Origin of the sequence: Virgibacillus siamensis (assembly GCF_039522605.1) — a bacterium.
GTDB lineage: Bacteria > Bacillota > Bacilli > Bacillales > Amphibacillaceae > Lentibacillus > Lentibacillus siamensis.
Genome location: NZ_BAAADS010000012.1, coordinates 184,209 through 200,472, shown reverse-complemented (window position 1 = coordinate 200,472; position 16,264 = coordinate 184,209). Strand labels below are relative to the sequence as shown.

The following is a 16,264-nucleotide window of genomic DNA, read 5'->3' as shown; positions in this document are numbered from 1 at the left end:
ATTAAAGCTTGTCATGCTTGGCCCACTTCTTTGCATATATATCATTGTATATGAAAATTTATTTTTTGAGAAGGCAGGGCGGCAATATTGACCAAACAAACTTTTTTACAGGGAACAATTATTTTAATAATTGCCGGTATGATTACCCGGCTGCTTGGATTCATCAATCGTCTGGTGGTTGCCCGATTAATGGGAGAAGAAGGTATCGGCCTGTATATGATGGCACTGCCGACCCTATTTCTAGTCATTACCTTGACACAATTTGGACTTCCCGTAGCCATTTCCAAACGAATTGCCGAAGCGGAGGCACGGGGGGATAAACAGAAAATAAAAAGCATCCTGGTCATTTCATTGGTAATAACGGGTATCACCAGTATCATCTTTACAATCGGGATGATTCTGGCGTCACCTTTTATCGCGTCTACCTTATTAACTGATGAACGTACGTTGTTACCCTTATTAGCAATCAGTCCGATTATCCCAATCATAGCCATTTCTTCTGTATTAAGGGGTTATTTTCAAGGCAGACAAAACATGAAACCCCAAAGCTATGCACTTGTCATTGAACAGGTTGTCCGGATAACCTGTGTTGCATTGTTTGTAAAACTACTGTTGCCTTTTGGAGTTGAATATGCCGCCGCGGGAGCAATGTTCAGTGTCATTATCGGCGAACTGGCCTCCTTATTATTCATGATCTACTTATTCAGGCGCAAGAAGATCGTCAAGGTACGCCACAAATTCATGAAATACGTAAAATCCAGCAAAGAAACGGTTAGAGAACTCTTTTCAATTGCACTGCCCAGCACAGGCAGCAGAATCATTGATTCCGTTTCCAATTTTCTGGAGCCGATCATCGTTTCCCAAAGTTTAATGCTGGCAGGGATATCAACCGCCCTGGCAACCAAACAATATGGTGAGTTAACGGGGTATGTACTGCCTTTATTATTGCTGCCGACTTTTATAACACGGTCACTTTCCATTGCGCTGATTCCAGCCATTTCAGAGGCAGATGCCAACTATAATAAAACTCTGATTCATTACCGGATCCATCAATCAATCCGCATCTCATTTGCCTCGGGGGCGATCGCAACAATTGTATTATCACTATTTTCCATTCCGATTTTGACGTTTATGTATGGAACCAGTGACGCGAGCAGGTTTCTTATTTTAATGGCGCCGTTTTTCATTTTACTTTATCTCCAGCCGCCATTGCAATCCGCACTGCAAGCACTTGATTTGGCAAAACCGGCTATGTGGAACAGTCTGATTGGAGCAGCAATAAAATTCACGGTGTTGTTTTTTCTTGCATCCAATCCGAAATTTGGCATTATGGGAGCAGCGATTGCCATGTCAGTCAGCGTCGTATTGGTAACACTTCTGCATCTCGCCAGCCTGTATAAAGAGATCAGATTTAAAATACCTATAATAGATTTACTGAAAATGGCTATGTTGCTATTTTTAACCTGGTTCGCAGGCAATACACTGAAGAACATTTATTCCGGACTTGAGTCGAACCTGCTATTGTTTATTATTATTATTACAGTTCTTGGGTTCGTTTATATCGGGTTATTGTTTGCACTAAAGTTTATAACCAAGGAAGAGTTAAAACAAATTCCCCTACTGCAAAAATGGTTCACGTAAAAAATAACGCCAGCAGATGGCGTTATTTTTGTTTCTAAAACACTGCGATCATCCACCGTTTTATTGTCTAATGGATTATTGCATCGCTCCACACAACCTCACATACGCTTTGCTTTTAATTCGAGCATTGCTTTGTTTTCAAATTGACCCATAACCCGATGTTATACCCCGCCAGACATATACGGAATTAAGTACCGGACAAGAATGTAAACCGTTGATATAACCAGTGAAAAGATAACAAACGGGATTCCATACAGCATAAAGCGGATAAATGAAATTTTTTCGCCTTCTCCTTCCGCAAGGCCTGCTACAACAATATTGGCGGATGCACCGACAAGCGTTGCATTCCCCCCTAGACAGGCCCCTAGTGCCAACGACCACCAAATGGGATCAAGGTAGACGAGTCCATATGTTTCAAATTCCTGAATGACCGGAATCATTGCCGCAACAAACGGAATGTTATCCACCACACCGGAAAACAATCCCGAGACCCATAAAATCAACAGTGCAGTTTTTGAAAAATCACCATCCGTAAACAATACAATTAACCTGGCCAATTCATCAATAATTCCAACCTCGCGAAGTCCGCCCACCAATGCAAACAAACCAATAAAGAAAAATAAAGTAACCCACTCAACCTGTTTGAAAATCTGTTCCGTCTCCAGTTCCTTTTCCGTCAACAACAGCAATAATACCGCTCCACTGATGGCTACTATCGTCAAATTGATATGAAGAAAGGAATGGAGAAGAAATCCAAGCAGTGTCATCGACAATACTGTTATCGATTGATAAAGCATCGGTGACTTGACAAGATATTCTGATGCATCAAGTTCCAGCAATTTCCTCACATTAGCTTTTCCGGTATTCAGTGACTTCCTGAACAGCATATACAGCATAAAAACCATTGCGACAAAGATAATACCGGCGACCGGAGCCAAATGATTTACAAATGATAAAAAAGTAAGATGGTCAACCGCCTGTCCAATCATAATATTCGGCGGATCACCTATTAGGGTAGCAGTTCCGCCAATATTGGAACTGAAAATAATCATCAACAGATAAGGAAATGATGGCAGCTGCAATTCTTTAGTGATTTTCAGGATGATGGGGACAAAAATAAGTACTGTTGTGACATTATCCAGCAAAGCTGAACCAAATGCGGTTAACATTCCGACACCAATCAGCAGCGGTACAGGGGATCCACGGACTTTTTGGGCAAAACGAATGGCCATGAACGAAAACAACCCTGTTCGTTCCGTAATGGAAATAAGAACCATCATGGAAAATAATAACGCAATCGTATTCCAGTCAATATAGGTCTGAAACATATCATGCAACGAGTAAATACCGGATATAAGCAGCAGGATACCACCTGACATTGCAATAACTGCGCGGTTATACTTCTCCGTCATGATAAAAACATAGCTGATTATAAAGATAACTGTTGCGAGCAGAACGTCCATAAGAGCATCCTCTTTCAATAATAGGATCATTGCTTCATACATATATATGCACGGACGTCCAAAAAAATTTCAGTCTATTTTTCACTTGTCCGAATAAAATTTAATAAATGGACAGATTCTTCTGTCTCTATTTTATACAGAATATTAAAAGGGGGTTACTCATATTCGAAAACGGCAATTTACAGCACTGCTGTATGGATGGGTCGTCGTACTTGGTCTGATTCTTTTAACAAGTGTAATTCTTGCATTACTGCTTCGATTTACGGAAATGGATGGAGCGGCATTATCATGGACCACCTTAATTGCCGGATTGATTTGCCTGTTTATCGGCGGGATCGTATCCGGTATTAAGAGCAAGCAAAAAGGCTGGGTGATTGGTGGGATAACCGGTCTTGGATTTACCCTTTTCACGTTTCTAATTCAATACCTTGGTTACGAGCAGTCATTTTCATTGCAGCAAACACTTCATCACCTTGGTTATATTTTAGCAGCTTTACTTGGTGGAATGATTGGCGTGAATATGACCAGCGGACAGGAAGAGTAAACATTTCATACATGTCCTAAAGCTTACCACCTTTTTATCAACCAAGAAAAAACGCAGTGCATGTTCAACATTCATATGTGAACAGTCGCTGCGCTTTTTTTATCTCCTTTATGTACGTACGATCATAAAGTATTAGCTTTTTACCTCTCTGATAGCAGTCCGGTCATACGTGAGTTTAGTGTTTTCCCCCGCAGCCTGAATTACCACTGTATTTTCATCAATTGCATGTACTACCCCGTGGAATCCGCCAATTGTAATGACTTCATCCCCCTTTTTCAGGTCAGTTTGCATTTGCTTTACCTGCTTCTGCCGCTTTTGCTGCGGACGAATCAACAGAAAATAAAAAATCACAAACATCAAAATAATTGGTGATAGTGATATAAGCATATCCATCGTATCTATTCCCCCTTTCCTAAAAGTTTTTTGCATCCGGCCGATTGAGGCCATATTGTTCAAAGAATGCTTCTTTAAAGTCGCCAAGACGATCATCAGAAATTGCTGTTCGTACTTGCTCCATTAATTTTAACAGAAAATATAAGTTATGGTAAGTGGTAAGCCTGAATCCGAATGTTTCATTACATTTAATTAAATGACGGATGTACGCCCGTGAATAATTTTCACATACATGACAATCACAATTTTCATCTATCGGGCTGAAATCACGGGCAAATTTTGCATTACGAACGACTAGTCTTCCGTTTGACGTCATACATGTCCCGTTTCGCGCAATACGTGTCGGGAGCACACAATCAAACATATCAATCCCGCGGATCGCACCATCTATCAATGAATCAGGTGATCCCACCCCCATCAAATATCTTGGCTTGTCCGACGGCATCAGCGGCGTGGTGAATTCCAGCATTCGATTCATGACATCCTTTGGCTCACCCACCGACAATCCGCCAATCGCGTAGCCCGGAAAATCCATCGACGTCAAATCGGCCACGCTCTGCCTTCGCAGCTCTTCATACTCACCTCCTTGTATAATCCCGAACAACCCCTGGTCTTCCGGACGCTGGTGTGCTTCCAAACAGCGTTCAGCCCAGCGTGACGTCCTTTCAACTGATGCCTTCATATAATCATATGACGCAGGGTATGGGGGGCATTCATCAAATGCCATCATAATATCAGAACCGAGGGCATTTTGGATTTCCATTGCCTTTTCTGGAGACAAAAATAATTTCTCGCCATTCAAATGATTTCGGAAATGAACACCCTCTTCTTTAATATTACGCATCTCACTTAAACTAAATACCTGAAAACCGCCGGAATCCGTTAAAATTGCACCATCCCAATTCATGAATTTATGAAGCCCGCCAGCTTCCCTGATAATATCCTCACCGGGACGCAGCCATAAATGATACGTATTGGAAAGAATAATATTGGCATTCATTTGTTGCAATTCTTCCGGACTCATCGTTTTGACCGTTGCCAGTGTACCAACCGGCATAAAAGTCGGCGTATCAAATGATCCATGCGGGGTGTGGACTTTACCAAGCCTGGCTCCAGTCTGTTTACATGTTTTGATATGTTCATACGTAATTGCTGTCATGTCATTTCGTTCCTTTTCCTATAAAATTAGCATCGCATCACCGAAGCTGAAAAATCGGTATCTTTCTTTTACCGCTTCATTATACGCGTGCAGAATACTGTCCCGGTCCGCAAGTGCGCTTACCATCATAATCAGGGTTGATTTCGGTAAATGAAAATTGGTGATTAAACCATCAATGGCCTGAAATTCATATGGTGGATAAATGAAAATGTCTGTCCATCCGCTCGATTCAGCAAATTTTCCGTTATTGTCCCGCGTAATGGTTTCCAATGTCCTGGTTGACGTAGTACCGACTGAGATAATCCGGCCATTATTTTCCCTTACTTCTGTCAGTGTATCTGCCGTTTCCTCTGTCATGTGATAATACTCGGAATGCATGGTATGATCATCAATGTTATCAACACTTACCGGACGAAAGGTGCCTAATCCGACATGAAGTGTAATGAACGTTATGACAATCCCCTTGTTTTCCAGCTCGTCCAAAAGCTCATTGGTGAAATGCAAGCCTGCAGTTGGAGCTGCAGCCGAACCTTCCTCTTTTGCATAAACCGTCTGATACCGTTCTTTTTCAGGTAACTGTTCTTTTATATAAGGCGGAAGCGGCATTTCCCCCAGCTCATCAAGTACCCTGTAAAAGATTCCTTCATATTCGAAATCCATCATACGGCCGCCATGTTCCAAAATGCCGGTACATGTTGCACGAAGTTTTCCATCGCCGAAGATAAGAGTCGTCCCCTCTTTCACCTTTTTGGCTGGTTTCGCAAGTATTTCCCAAGTGTCATTTTCTTTTTGATGCAAAAGCAATATCTCTATTTTAGCTCCGGTATCTTCTTTCACACCATAAAGTCTTGCCGGCAACACCCGCGTATCATTCAATACGAGACAATCTCCCGGATTTAAATACTTTTTGATATCTGTAAAATGCTGATGTTCCATTCGTTTATCATTACGGTGTAATACGAGCAGCCGTGATGATGCCCGGTCTTTTAACGGCGTCTGTGCAATCAGTTCTTCTGGCAAATCAAAATCAAAATCTTCTATGTTCATGCTGTTCTCCTTACCTTCTTAACGAAATTTACTTAAAACGTAAAAAATCAGTGACAGTATAATACTGACAACTATCGAAGTCATAATTGGAAAATGGAAGGAAACATTTCCTTTTTTAAAACTGATGTCACCAGGCAAACGCCCGATGAACGTCCAAATGATTCCGATCAGTAAAAAAACAATGCCAAGAATAATAAACAGCTTTCCAGCCTGCATTATGCATCGTTCCTTTGAATTCCAAGATGGTCGTACGCTTTTATTGTTACGACCCTTCCCCTTGGTGTTCGCTGCAAAAAACCAATTTGTAATAAATACGGCTCATATACATCTTCAATTGTTTGCGATTCTTCACCAATCGTTGCACCAATTGTGTCCAAACCAACAGGGCCGCCCTGAAATCCGTCAATAATACTGTTCAACAGTTTATGGTCGATATGGTCAAGGCCTGCTTTATCCACTTGCAGCATCTCCAATGCAACACTTGTTGTTTCCAGACTAATTTCCATTTCACCTTTCACTTGTGAAATATCCCGGATTCGTTTCAAGAGCCGATTGGCAATTCTTGGTGTACCTCTTGACCTGCGTGCAATTTCAGATGCTGCTTCTTTTGTAATGGTTGTATCAAATATTTCTGCTGTCCGTTCAACAATGGCACACAAATCTTTTGTTTCATAAAATTCCAGCCGGCTGAGGACCCCAAATCGATCACGCAACGGTGCCGACAGTAATCCTGACCGGGTCGTTGCTCCTACAAGCGTGAAGGGCGGCAGATCAATCCGAACCGATCGTGCGCTTGGTCCTGTTCCGATTACAATATCCAAAAAGAAATCCTCCATTGCCGGATATAGGATTTCCTCTACAGATCTTGGTAAACGATGGATTTCATCAATAAACAGGACATCTCCAGGTTCCAGCGACGACAGGATTGCTGCTAAATCGCCAGCACGTTCTATAGCTGGACCGGAAGTGGAACGAAACTGAACCCCCATCTCATTGGCAATGATTGCCGCAAGTGTAGTCTTCCCAAGCCCGGGCGGTCCATATAGCAGCACATGATCCAATGGTTCTTCCCGCATTCGGGCTGCCTGGATAAAAATGCTTAAATTTTCTTTGACTTTTTCCTGGCCAATATACTGATTAAGATTGACAGGACGGAGACTGAGCTCGACAGTTGAATCCTCATTTTGTAATTCACCAGTTACCATACGTTCATCCATCACCATCTCCCCCTTTGTCAATTTTTCATTAACAGTGCCAATGCTTTTCGGACAATTTCATCGGTGTTATGATCATTTTCATACTGCAATTTTGGAATAACCGTTTTTATTTCCCTGTCCGTATACCCTAATGACTTTAAGGCTTCCCGCGCTTCCTCTAACCCTTTTGAGCCTGCTTCTGACGGCTGTTCCATTTCAGTCGAATGAACAGGAGCTGTCACAAAGGAATGCAGTTTTCCTTTTAAATCAAGAATGATCTGCCGTGCTGTTTTTTTGCCAATTCCCGGAAAGCTTGTCAGAAATTTATCGTCCTCACGCTCAATTGCCTCAACAAAACCACCGACATCAATACTTCCCAGAACAGCTAATGCACCTTTTGGTCCAATTCCGGACACAGAAATGAGTTTGGTGAATAAATATTTTTCATCTTCGTTTTTAAATCCGTACAGCATTTGAATATCTTCCCGGACATAATGATATGTATTTATAGTTATTTCATTATTTAAAGAATGCTGAAACACAAAAGGATTGGCACAGACAATTTCGTACCCAACCCCATGTACATCCACAATCACTGCCTCATCGTGGACAGCTGTTAAAACACCTCGTATATATGCTATCATGACACCTTCCCCTTTTACATTCCTAACTTCAGTTTAACATAACTATTCCTGTCCATCATTTAAAAAACTCGGCACCCGCCTTGTCTTATAGCGGAACAAAAGTATCCCATATAAGGTTAAGCATAACTTTTACTCTCTGGATATTGTAATAAATCAAAACTTCCATCTCCTATCACGCGATAAAAAATGGAAGTCTTCATCTAGATTTATTCTGTGTCCTCCAGATTATGGAAGATATCCTGGACATCTTCACTGTCTTCCAACATGTCAATTAACTGAAGCATCTTATTGTAGTCGTCCTCATCAGGTGTGCTGAAGGTCTGGGGGAACATTGTGATTTCCGATTCCTCGAGTTCATAGCCGCTTCCACGTAACTGATCACACACATCGGAAAAATTTTCCGGTTCCGTATAAATCTCATATGCGTCTTCCTGTGTGACAATGTCATCTGCACCAGCTTCAATTGCCTCTAGACTGATCTCATCCTCATCAATGGCACCAGCTTCGTTTGTAATGACAATGTATCCTTTCCGGTCAAACATAAACGACACACTGCCATTTTCCCCTAGATTTCCGTCATTTTTCTTAAATGCATGTCTGACTTCTGCAGCAGTTCTGTTTTTGTTATCGGTCAAAACCTGAACAATAACCGGAACACCTCCCGGACCATATCCTTCATAGTTTAATTCCTCAAAACTAGCTCCATCAAGTGTCCCGGTCGCTTTTTTAATTGCACGGTCAATATTATCATTCGGCATATTGTCACCTTTTGCCTTATCAACAGCCAAGCGTAATGAGGGGTTCGTATCCGGATCTCCACCGCCCTGTTTTGCTGCTGTATATATATCCTTCTGATGACGCATGAAAATTTTTCCTTTTTTTGCATCCTGGGCATTTTTTCTTCTTTGTATATTCTTCCATTTAGAATGACCAGCCATTGGACATTCTCCTCTCTAATTAAAGTGAAGCTTCCCTGAACGGGTTTTTCATCCCTGATTAATTCGTAACTTGCTCCATCTTTCCAATTTATTCAGAAGCAGGAATCAAACTGTAAACCGAGGATAAATTCTTTTTATACTATACCAAAAAAATGCCAATCAATAAAGGTGGCTTATTTCCATCATAATCAAAAGGGCAAATTAAAAAAGGCAGCAACTCTTTTTTGCCGCCTTATGACCCGTATGCCTGCACGAAAGAAAAATGCGTACGATCAATCGCGTTCCCTGTTGAAAAATTCATCTATAAATTCTTCCACGTCACCATTCAGCTGATCAGGCTCTGCATCTTCATCCCGCATTTTATCCCAATATATCCGATCGGTGTAAACAACTACTTTTCGCTCAGGCACCATTTGTTTAACCTCTTTTTTAATGGATTGCTTCATCCCCTTAGGAGCATATTCATTTAGCAGAACACCAACTACGATTTTTTTATCTGTAGCTGTTACCTGAGCTTGTTTTATATTCTTATTCTGCTTCAGTTGCTCAGAAATCGACATTGTAAATTCATTTGTATATAAATCTGTCTGGGCATCCCTGTCTCCCATATTCAACCTGTCCTGGTCACTCTGTTCATAACCTCCCTGCTCAGCAATGCTGTCCGGTCCATTATTAAGTCGGTCATTACGTTCATTTTCCGTTTCATAATGAATAGGTTCTGAACTTAAGTCATCTTCATTATCAGCTGCATTATCAGTTATTCCAGCACAGCCTGCAAGAATGGTTGCAAGTAATAGCGTGCTTAGAGTTTTCATCCACATAAAAAAACCTCCCTTATCATCAGTTTGTATAAGAGAAATTTTTTCATACACGTTAAATTATTTTTTTAAATGAAACTGTTTGGCACCCCTGCGTTTATGTTCGGTACGGATATGCATTTGTTCAATTCTTTTTTTATCCTGTTCCGGTATTTCTTCCCCCCGCAGATAAGCGTCAATAGTGTCATAGGATGTACCCATTTCATCCTCATCAGTCTGGCCTTCCCACAAGTCAGCACTTGGCTGCTTGTGTACAATCTCCTCAGGTACCTCCAGATATGATGCCATTTCACGTACTTCCTGCTTGGTAAACTCAACAATCGGCAAAATATCCACACCGCCGTCACCATATTTTGTGAAATAACCTGTATACCACTCAGAGGCGTTATCCGTTCCAACCACAAGGTAGTTATAATTTGTTGCCAAGGTATATAACGTACTCATTCGCAGACGGGCTCTTAAATTCGCATCAGCCAGCTGATCATTTTTTTTATTAAACTCATTTCTTTCTTGGACCTGTTCCTTAATGGAAGAGTACAGTACGTTATGCGTTTCGGCAAGGTCAACTGTCAGGTGGTTAATACCACAACTGTCAATTACCTTTTTACCATGTTCTATGCTTTCCTGACTACTTTTTAATGGCATAAGTACTCCCAAAGAATTGTCCGGTGCAGCTCGCTGAATCAGGGCAGCTACCACAGCTGAATCAAGACCGCCACTGACACCCACCAACAAACCTTTCACACCAGTTTCATTTATTTGGTATCTTAACCATTGCACAATTGCTTCCACATTTTGTTCCACTTATCCATACTCCCCTATTACCATAATTTGTGATTATCATAATTTTAGCATGCAAGCTGTGTATTTAAAAATATATTAGCCCTTGAACATTAGAAACCGTGGTTATCACCAGCCCAATAAAGAACGCTTTACTTTTTCTTATTTGCTAAAAAAGGAGACGATTTGAAACGGTTCGTCTCCTTAGCATATCCATTTATTCTTCAGGTTCATTCATATCTTCCCGGAAATTATATGCTGCCATTGTTCCAAATTCAGGCGGCTCTGGAACTGGCATATTTCCATTAGGGCCTATTGGATCACGCTGCATATTTTCTTTGTTTAAATCCGTATAATTACGATCATCTGGTGAAGCAAACGGTGCCCCGTATAAATTATTGTAATTCATATAAGGATTTTCCATTGGACCTACTGGCATTTTCCTTTCATTTGGAACATGATATGATTCCATTTGATTCCTGAAATGGGGTGGTTTTGGTCCACCACATCCGCAACCACCTTTTTTGTGTCCATGCTGTGGTCCATGCTGCATTGGTGGCGGTGGACAACATGGCTGATGACAATAACAACAAACCGGAACCACTTGAATTGGCATTGGCTGAGGAGGCATATGCATTTGAGCATTCTGTTTTGGCTGATTATTAGGCTGAGGATTTTCGGACATCTCCGGAAAATTAATCGTGGTATAATTGTAAAAATCCTGATCCATCATTTGCATTGGTTTCATCGGCTTTGTTGGCATCATAGGCTCCTCAGGCATTTCGGGCTTTTTAGGTATTTCCGGCTTCATCTTTGCCTGCTCTTGTTCGGTCCCCTTGTTCATTACGGGTTTTGGCATGGGGGATGTGTCCTTAAAAGGATGTTTCGTTTCGGGCATTTCAGTTCCTTTTCCACTGTCATTTTTTACTGCCTTCGATGTTCCGGGAATTTTTATTTTCATACCAGGCATAATCATGTCGGGACTGGATAACTGTGGATTAAGCCTCTTCACTTCTTCAAAATCTACTCCATATTGCTGGGAAATATTCCACAGTGTATCTCCCTTTTGAACGATATGAATTTTCAATTTTAACCATACTCCTTTCAAAATCTGTCTCATTAGGCAAAACACTCATTACCAACATATGCATTTCGTGATAAATGTTGAACTTAAATTTATCCATATATGAAAACGTGTACAGAGATGCCAGATTAACTTTAAAACACTAACTGATTTTTATGAGCAAAAAAAGCCGCTTACTCCAATTAATGGAGCAAACGGCGCTCAATTCCTATAAATTCATTTCATAAACCGGATAGGTACCAAGGACTTGCACCTTGCATCCCAGCGCTTCCAGTTCGGCTTTCACCCCAGTAAATAACACATCATCGTACGGCTGATTAACATCGACAATAAAGAAATAATTTCCCAGACCGGTTTTCATCGGTCTTGATTCAATTTTGGACAAATTCATTTTTCGCCAGGCAAACGCCGCCAAAACCTGGTATAAAGCTCCTGCATAATCACTGGGAAGGGTAATCAGCATACTGGTTTTTTCGGCATCCACTTCATGATTTATTCGTACCAGATTTTCATCTTTTGCAATGACCGCAAACCTTGTATGGTTATTCGGATAGTCATGAATATTTTCCTTCCACAGCTGAAGACCGTATTCCTGAGCTGCCAGCTTATTTCCTATAGCTGCCATATTCGCGTTGCCATGGCTTACTAATTCGGCTGCGCTGCCTGTTGATGTTGTAAAATTAAGCTTAGCATCAGGCAGGAAGCTGTGAATAAACTGATGACACTGAGCAATGGCATGACTGTGCGAATGAATTTCCGTTATATCATCCATGTCACCGGTAAATTCTGAATTAACAAGTAAATGCTGTTGGATGGGTACAACGATTTCTGCAAAAATTGGTAATCTCACTTGATGAACGAGATAATCAACCGTTAATTGAACCGTACCCTCTATCGCATTTTCAAGTGGAACGACACCAATATCGATTTGACCATTCCCGACAGCATCGATACATTCAGGAATTGTTTCAAAGCTAAATTTTTCTCCCCCATTAAAAGCTGAATCGACCGCTAACTTTGTGAATGTCCCTTTTGGACCTAAGTATCCTATACTTTCCAATTTGTTCCCCTCTTTACCATGTGTAATATTACTCGATAAACTCGAATTCAAAATCCATCAGTCGAATGGTATCACCATCTTTTGCGCCTTGTTTTCGCAGCGCATCGTCCACACCCATTGCGCGAAGTTGTCTGGCAAACCGTTGTACGCCTTCATCTCTAGAGAAATCGGTCATTTTAAACAATTTCTCAATCTTAGCCCCGGATAACACATATGCTCCATCCGAATCTCGTGAAATAACAAACGGAACTTCTTCTTTCTTATGCCGGTAAACAACTTTTTCATCTGTATCATCCACTTCAGGCGCTTTTTTCGGAATAGTATCCAGTGTATCGGATATTGTATATATCATGTCGCGCAATCCCTGTTTTGTAAAAGCGGATAACGGAAAAACAGGATAGTTTTCGGATAATTTTGACCTGAACGCAGAAAGATTTTCCTCTGCGCCGGGCATTTCCATTTTATTGGCAGCAATAATTTGTGGACGTTCCAATAACTTCGGATCGTAGGCTGACAATTCTTCATTGATTTTCAAATAGTCATCATAAGGGTCTCTTCCTTCAGTACCTGCCATATCCACCACATGAAGAATAACCCTTGTCCGTTCCACATGACGCAGGAACTGATAGCCTAAACCAACTCCTTGATGTGCACCCTCAATCAATCCGGGAAGGTCGGCAATGACAAAACTCCGCTGATCACCTGCATCAACAACACCAAGGTTCGGTGATAATGTTGTGAAATGATAATCCGCAATTTTAGGTTTTGCTGCACTCATAACTGACAGCAAGGTTGATTTTCCAACACTTGGAAAGCCAACAAGTCCAACGTCTGCAATTAATTTCAGCTCTACTTTTATGTTTCGTTCAATCCCTGGTTCACCATTTTCAGCAAAATCCGGTGCTGGGTTCTTAGGGCTGGCAAACCTTGAATTGCCACGACCGCCACGACCACCTTTGGCAATCACCGCTTCTTGGCCGTGAACGGTTAAGTCAGCAATTACTTCCCCGGTAGTTTCATCAAAAACAGTGGTACCTGGTGGCACAGAAACAATTAACGGGTTCGCATTTTTACCATGCTGATTTTTGCTCATGCCATTTTCTCCGCGTTTCGCCTTATAATGTTTCGTATAACGGAAATCCATTAATGTGTTTAATCCCTCATCGACTTTAAACATCACATCACCGCCATTTCCACCGTCTCCGCCAGCAGGTCCACCTTTAGGAACATATTTCTCGCGACGGTAACCAACAAGGCCGTTCCCTCCGTCACCTGCTTTCACAAATACACTAACCTGATCGACAAACATAGATGATCACCTCAATCGCATGGAATCTGAAACGTGCATACAACGCCTTCATCTGTCCGGCTCATAGTCAGATCCATAGTTTCTGTACCTTTTATTTGTATTTCCTTTTTAAAGTTTCCCTGGAATGAAAAATTCACTTCAACACCTGACTGGCCTTGCTTGTTCAGCTCACTCAACTGCAAATTCACCGTGTAAAGTTCCATTTCATCAGCTGCATCAACAGCCTTGGCCATAACTTGCTGGCATTGCTCAACAAGAATATTATCCAGTAAACGTAAATCTTGTCTATTCGTATGTATTTGGTATTCTAAACGGAAATTCTGATAATTGGTATTAAACTGAAGCAGACATAAAGCAAACTTTGGCAGGTTTAAGTTAACAAGCTTATGTTCTTCTTCCAAAAGTTTCATTAATTTTTCCATTTTCGACTTTGCTTTTTCCGGTTTATCCATACTTAAATATCCCTGTACAATCTGAAGATGATTCATCAGATCATGCCGGTAATGCCGTAAAATATTGACTACATCTTCCTCATGCATTTTTCGTCCCCCAATAGTATGATGAGTATAGCAGAAAATAAACGAAATGAAAATCAATAAATTAATAAATGCTGATTATTGTAAACGGCTAGTTTTCAAAAAGATGTTGTTATTAAACAATATTTATAAAACGCAAAAGTAAAGCTATGCTGATTGTGTGAAATCACCTGCGCTGGAACTTGTTCATTTATCCACCGCCGTACTCTGCCGGAAATCCGCCGAACAAAAGTGGAATCGCGCCGTACTTTGGCACGAAACCGCCGTATAAAGGCAAATTGCCGCCGTACATTTGGAAAAACCCGCCGTACCAAAATCAATTTAAATTGTACAAGTAAGAAGTCAAACCCTTTTAACCAGCCGTTGGAATATGCGAGACTTCTGCGTGAAAAAAGCTAAGCGAGGAGCGAGCTGAGAAGGCTCGGCACTTACCCGCGATAAAAAGAAGGCGCTGCGATAGTTTTTTGAGCAAATGTAGCACTATCAACTAAAAGGGCCCAGTAAAAAAACTCCAACCATCTGGCTGGAGTTTTTTACGTTTTTCTTAAAACTATGCTTCTTTAGCAGCCGGGTAGACACTGACTTTTTTGCGATCGCGTCCATACCGTTCAAATTTAACGACACCATCAATTTTGGAAAACAGTGTGTCATCTCCGCCACGGCCTACATTTGTACCTGGATAAATTTTTGTTCCGCGTTGACGGAAAAGAATCGATCCACCTGTTACAAACTGACCATCGCCACGTTTGGCACCAAGGCGTTTTGATTCCGAATCCCGACCGTTTTTAGTACTGCCGGCACCTTTTTTCTGGGAGAAAAACTGCAAATCAAGACGTAGCATTTGGTGTACCTCCTTCATTATTGTGAATTTCAATAAACTGGTGATACTCTCGTACAATTGCTTCCAGGGAAATAATCATCCCCTCAAATAAGAGCTGAACGGTTCCCATTTGTTCTGTCGTAATTGTTGCAGGAATAATAACCTGGAGATACCCACCTTCAGCTCCCTGGTCAATTACCAGCTCAACACCGGTCATTTCCATAACTGCATTCACCGCACCAAACGAAACCGCTGAGACCCCTGCGCATACGAGATCGTAACCATATGGGCCACTGTCAGCATGTCCCGATAATTCAAAACCTGATATTTGGTTATTTTTTCGAAATACAGTTACGTTAATCATACGTGAGAACCTTTATGCATTAATTTTGTCAACTACTAATTTAGTATACGGCTGACGGTGACCTTGTTTACGATGATAGTTCTTTCTGCGCTTATATTTGTAAACAGTAACCTTCTTTTGACGGCCATGTTTTTCAACTTTAGCAGTGACAGTTGCCCCACTTACGTAAGGAGCTCCGACTTTCACATCGTCTCCACCGATGAAAAGAACTTTATCAAAAGTTACAGCGTCATTTGCCTCAGCTAAAACTTTTTCAACGTAAATTTCCTGTCCTTCTTCAACCTTTACCTGTTTACCACCTGTTTCGATAATCGCGTACATACCTGCACCTCCTTAATTAACTCAGACTCGCCATTACAGGTATTCGAAGCATCGAATTTAATAACCTGCTTTGTGCGGTTGTAGCACTGGTACTACGATGAATAACGTATTGATATTACCATGTTGTGAAAGCACTTGTCAAGATGC

The 16,264-nt window shown here is 41.2% G+C and carries 18 protein-coding genes, 1 pseudogene and 1 other annotated feature; of the genes and pseudogenes, 2 read left to right on the top strand and 17 right to left on the bottom strand.

Features of this window, described 5'->3' with window-relative positions; all coding sequences use genetic code 11:
* The first annotated feature begins 87 nt into the window (after nucleotides 1-87).
* The gene (gene spoVB / locus ABD010_RS09125; RefSeq protein ID WP_343812293.1) at nucleotides 88-1,641 is read left to right on the top strand and encodes a stage V sporulation protein B; all 1,554 of its coding nucleotides are present in this window, start codon (nucleotides 88-90) and stop codon (nucleotides 1,639-1,641) included.
* Nucleotides 1,642-1,802: 161 nt separating this feature from the next.
* Here the strand turns inward: spoVB and ABD010_RS09120 are convergent, their stop codons facing one another.
* The gene (locus ABD010_RS09120) at nucleotides 1,803-3,104 is read right to left on the bottom strand and encodes an ArsB/NhaD family transporter (RefSeq protein ID WP_343812291.1); all 1,302 of its coding nucleotides are present in this window, start codon (nucleotides 3,102-3,104) and stop codon (nucleotides 1,803-1,805) included.
* A gap of 163 nt (nucleotides 3,105-3,267) precedes the next feature.
* Between ABD010_RS09120 and ABD010_RS09115 the strand changes: the two genes are divergently transcribed.
* A complete protein-coding gene (locus ABD010_RS09115; RefSeq protein WP_343812611.1) occupies nucleotides 3,268-3,648 on the top strand; it encodes a TIGR04086 family membrane protein in 381 nt (126 codons plus the stop codon).
* Between the two features lie 132 nt (nucleotides 3,649-3,780).
* Here ABD010_RS09115 and yajC read toward each other — a convergent pair whose 3' ends face one another.
* The 16 genes and pseudogenes from yajC to rplU all read right to left on the bottom strand — a co-directional run bounded on the left by yajC (nucleotide 3,781) and on the right by rplU (nucleotide 16,117).
* Nucleotides 3,781-4,041, bottom strand: a complete 261-nt coding sequence (gene yajC, locus ABD010_RS09110) for a preprotein translocase subunit YajC (protein ID WP_343812289.1) — start codon at nucleotides 4,039-4,041, stop codon at nucleotides 3,781-3,783.
* Between the two features lie 19 nt (nucleotides 4,042-4,060).
* A complete protein-coding gene (gene tgt / locus ABD010_RS09105) occupies nucleotides 4,061-5,200 on the bottom strand; it encodes a tRNA guanosine(34) transglycosylase Tgt (protein ID WP_343812287.1) in 1,140 nt (379 codons plus the stop codon).
* Nucleotides 5,201-5,218: 18 nt separating this feature from the next.
* Nucleotides 5,219-6,247: a tRNA preQ1(34) S-adenosylmethionine ribosyltransferase-isomerase QueA gene (queA, locus tag ABD010_RS09100; RefSeq protein ID WP_343812285.1), complete on the bottom strand. Its 1,029-nt coding sequence runs from the start codon at nucleotides 6,245-6,247 to the stop codon at nucleotides 5,219-5,221.
* 18 nt (nucleotides 6,248-6,265) lie between these two features.
* The gene (locus tag ABD010_RS09095) at nucleotides 6,266-6,463 is read right to left on the bottom strand and encodes a DUF2905 domain-containing protein (protein ID WP_343812283.1); all 198 of its coding nucleotides are present in this window, start codon (nucleotides 6,461-6,463) and stop codon (nucleotides 6,266-6,268) included.
* Nucleotides 6,463-7,464 carry a Holliday junction branch migration DNA helicase RuvB gene (gene ruvB, locus ABD010_RS09090; RefSeq protein WP_343812281.1) on the bottom strand — a complete coding sequence of 334 codons (1,002 nt, stop codon included), beginning with the start codon at nucleotides 7,462-7,464 and terminating at the stop codon, nucleotides 6,463-6,465. The genes ABD010_RS09095 and ruvB overlap by 1 nt, the downstream gene beginning before the upstream one ends.
* Before the next feature lie 17 nt (nucleotides 7,465-7,481).
* Nucleotides 7,482-8,087, bottom strand: coding sequence for a Holliday junction branch migration protein RuvA (gene ruvA / locus ABD010_RS09085; protein ID WP_343812280.1), 606 nt, complete (start codon nucleotides 8,085-8,087; stop codon nucleotides 7,482-7,484).
* Between the two features lie 206 nt (nucleotides 8,088-8,293).
* Nucleotides 8,294-9,025, bottom strand: a complete 732-nt coding sequence (locus ABD010_RS09080) for a YebC/PmpR family DNA-binding transcriptional regulator (protein ID WP_343812278.1) — start codon at nucleotides 9,023-9,025, stop codon at nucleotides 8,294-8,296.
* Nucleotides 9,026-9,297: 272 nt separating this feature from the next.
* Nucleotides 9,298-9,846 (bottom strand): YhcN/YlaJ family sporulation lipoprotein, encoded by a 549-nt coding sequence (locus tag ABD010_RS09075; RefSeq protein ID WP_343812277.1) that lies wholly within the window; start codon nucleotides 9,844-9,846, stop codon nucleotides 9,298-9,300.
* Nucleotides 9,847-9,903: 57 nt separating this feature from the next.
* Complete coding sequence (nadE, locus tag ABD010_RS09070) at nucleotides 9,904-10,647, bottom strand: NAD(+) synthase (RefSeq protein WP_343812275.1); 744 nt, start codon at nucleotides 10,645-10,647, stop codon at nucleotides 9,904-9,906.
* A 918-nt stretch (nucleotides 10,648-11,565) separates the two neighbouring features.
* Nucleotides 11,566-11,710, bottom strand: a pseudogene (gene safA / locus ABD010_RS18355) (SafA/ExsA family spore coat assembly protein); the annotation flags it as partial.
* A gap of 205 nt (nucleotides 11,711-11,915) precedes the next feature.
* The gene (pheA, locus tag ABD010_RS09060; RefSeq protein ID WP_343812270.1) at nucleotides 11,916-12,767 is read right to left on the bottom strand and encodes a prephenate dehydratase; all 852 of its coding nucleotides are present in this window, start codon (nucleotides 12,765-12,767) and stop codon (nucleotides 11,916-11,918) included.
* A 28-nt stretch (nucleotides 12,768-12,795) separates the two neighbouring features.
* On the bottom strand, nucleotides 12,796-14,076 hold the full coding sequence (obgE, locus tag ABD010_RS09055) for a GTPase ObgE (protein WP_343812268.1): 1,281 nt from the start codon (nucleotides 14,074-14,076) through the stop codon (nucleotides 12,796-12,798).
* Nucleotides 14,077-14,087: 11 nt separating this feature from the next.
* Nucleotides 14,088-14,615: a Spo0B domain-containing protein gene (locus tag ABD010_RS09050; protein ID WP_343812266.1), complete on the bottom strand. Its 528-nt coding sequence runs from the start codon at nucleotides 14,613-14,615 to the stop codon at nucleotides 14,088-14,090.
* Nucleotides 14,616-15,162: 547 nt separating this feature from the next.
* Nucleotides 15,163-15,453, bottom strand: a complete 291-nt coding sequence (rpmA, locus tag ABD010_RS09045) for a 50S ribosomal protein L27 (RefSeq protein WP_343812264.1) — start codon at nucleotides 15,451-15,453, stop codon at nucleotides 15,163-15,165.
* Nucleotides 15,440-15,796, bottom strand: a complete 357-nt coding sequence (locus tag ABD010_RS09040; protein ID WP_343812262.1) for a ribosomal-processing cysteine protease Prp — start codon at nucleotides 15,794-15,796, stop codon at nucleotides 15,440-15,442. The genes rpmA and ABD010_RS09040 overlap by 14 nt, the downstream gene beginning before the upstream one ends.
* A gap of 12 nt (nucleotides 15,797-15,808) precedes the next feature.
* Nucleotides 15,809-16,117, bottom strand: coding sequence for a 50S ribosomal protein L21 (rplU, locus tag ABD010_RS09035; RefSeq protein ID WP_343812260.1), 309 nt, complete (start codon nucleotides 16,115-16,117; stop codon nucleotides 15,809-15,811).
* 13 nt (nucleotides 16,118-16,130) lie between these two features.
* Nucleotides 16,131-16,207, bottom strand: a sequence feature (ribosomal protein L21 leader region).
* Between the last annotated feature and the right edge of the window lie 57 nt (nucleotides 16,208-16,264).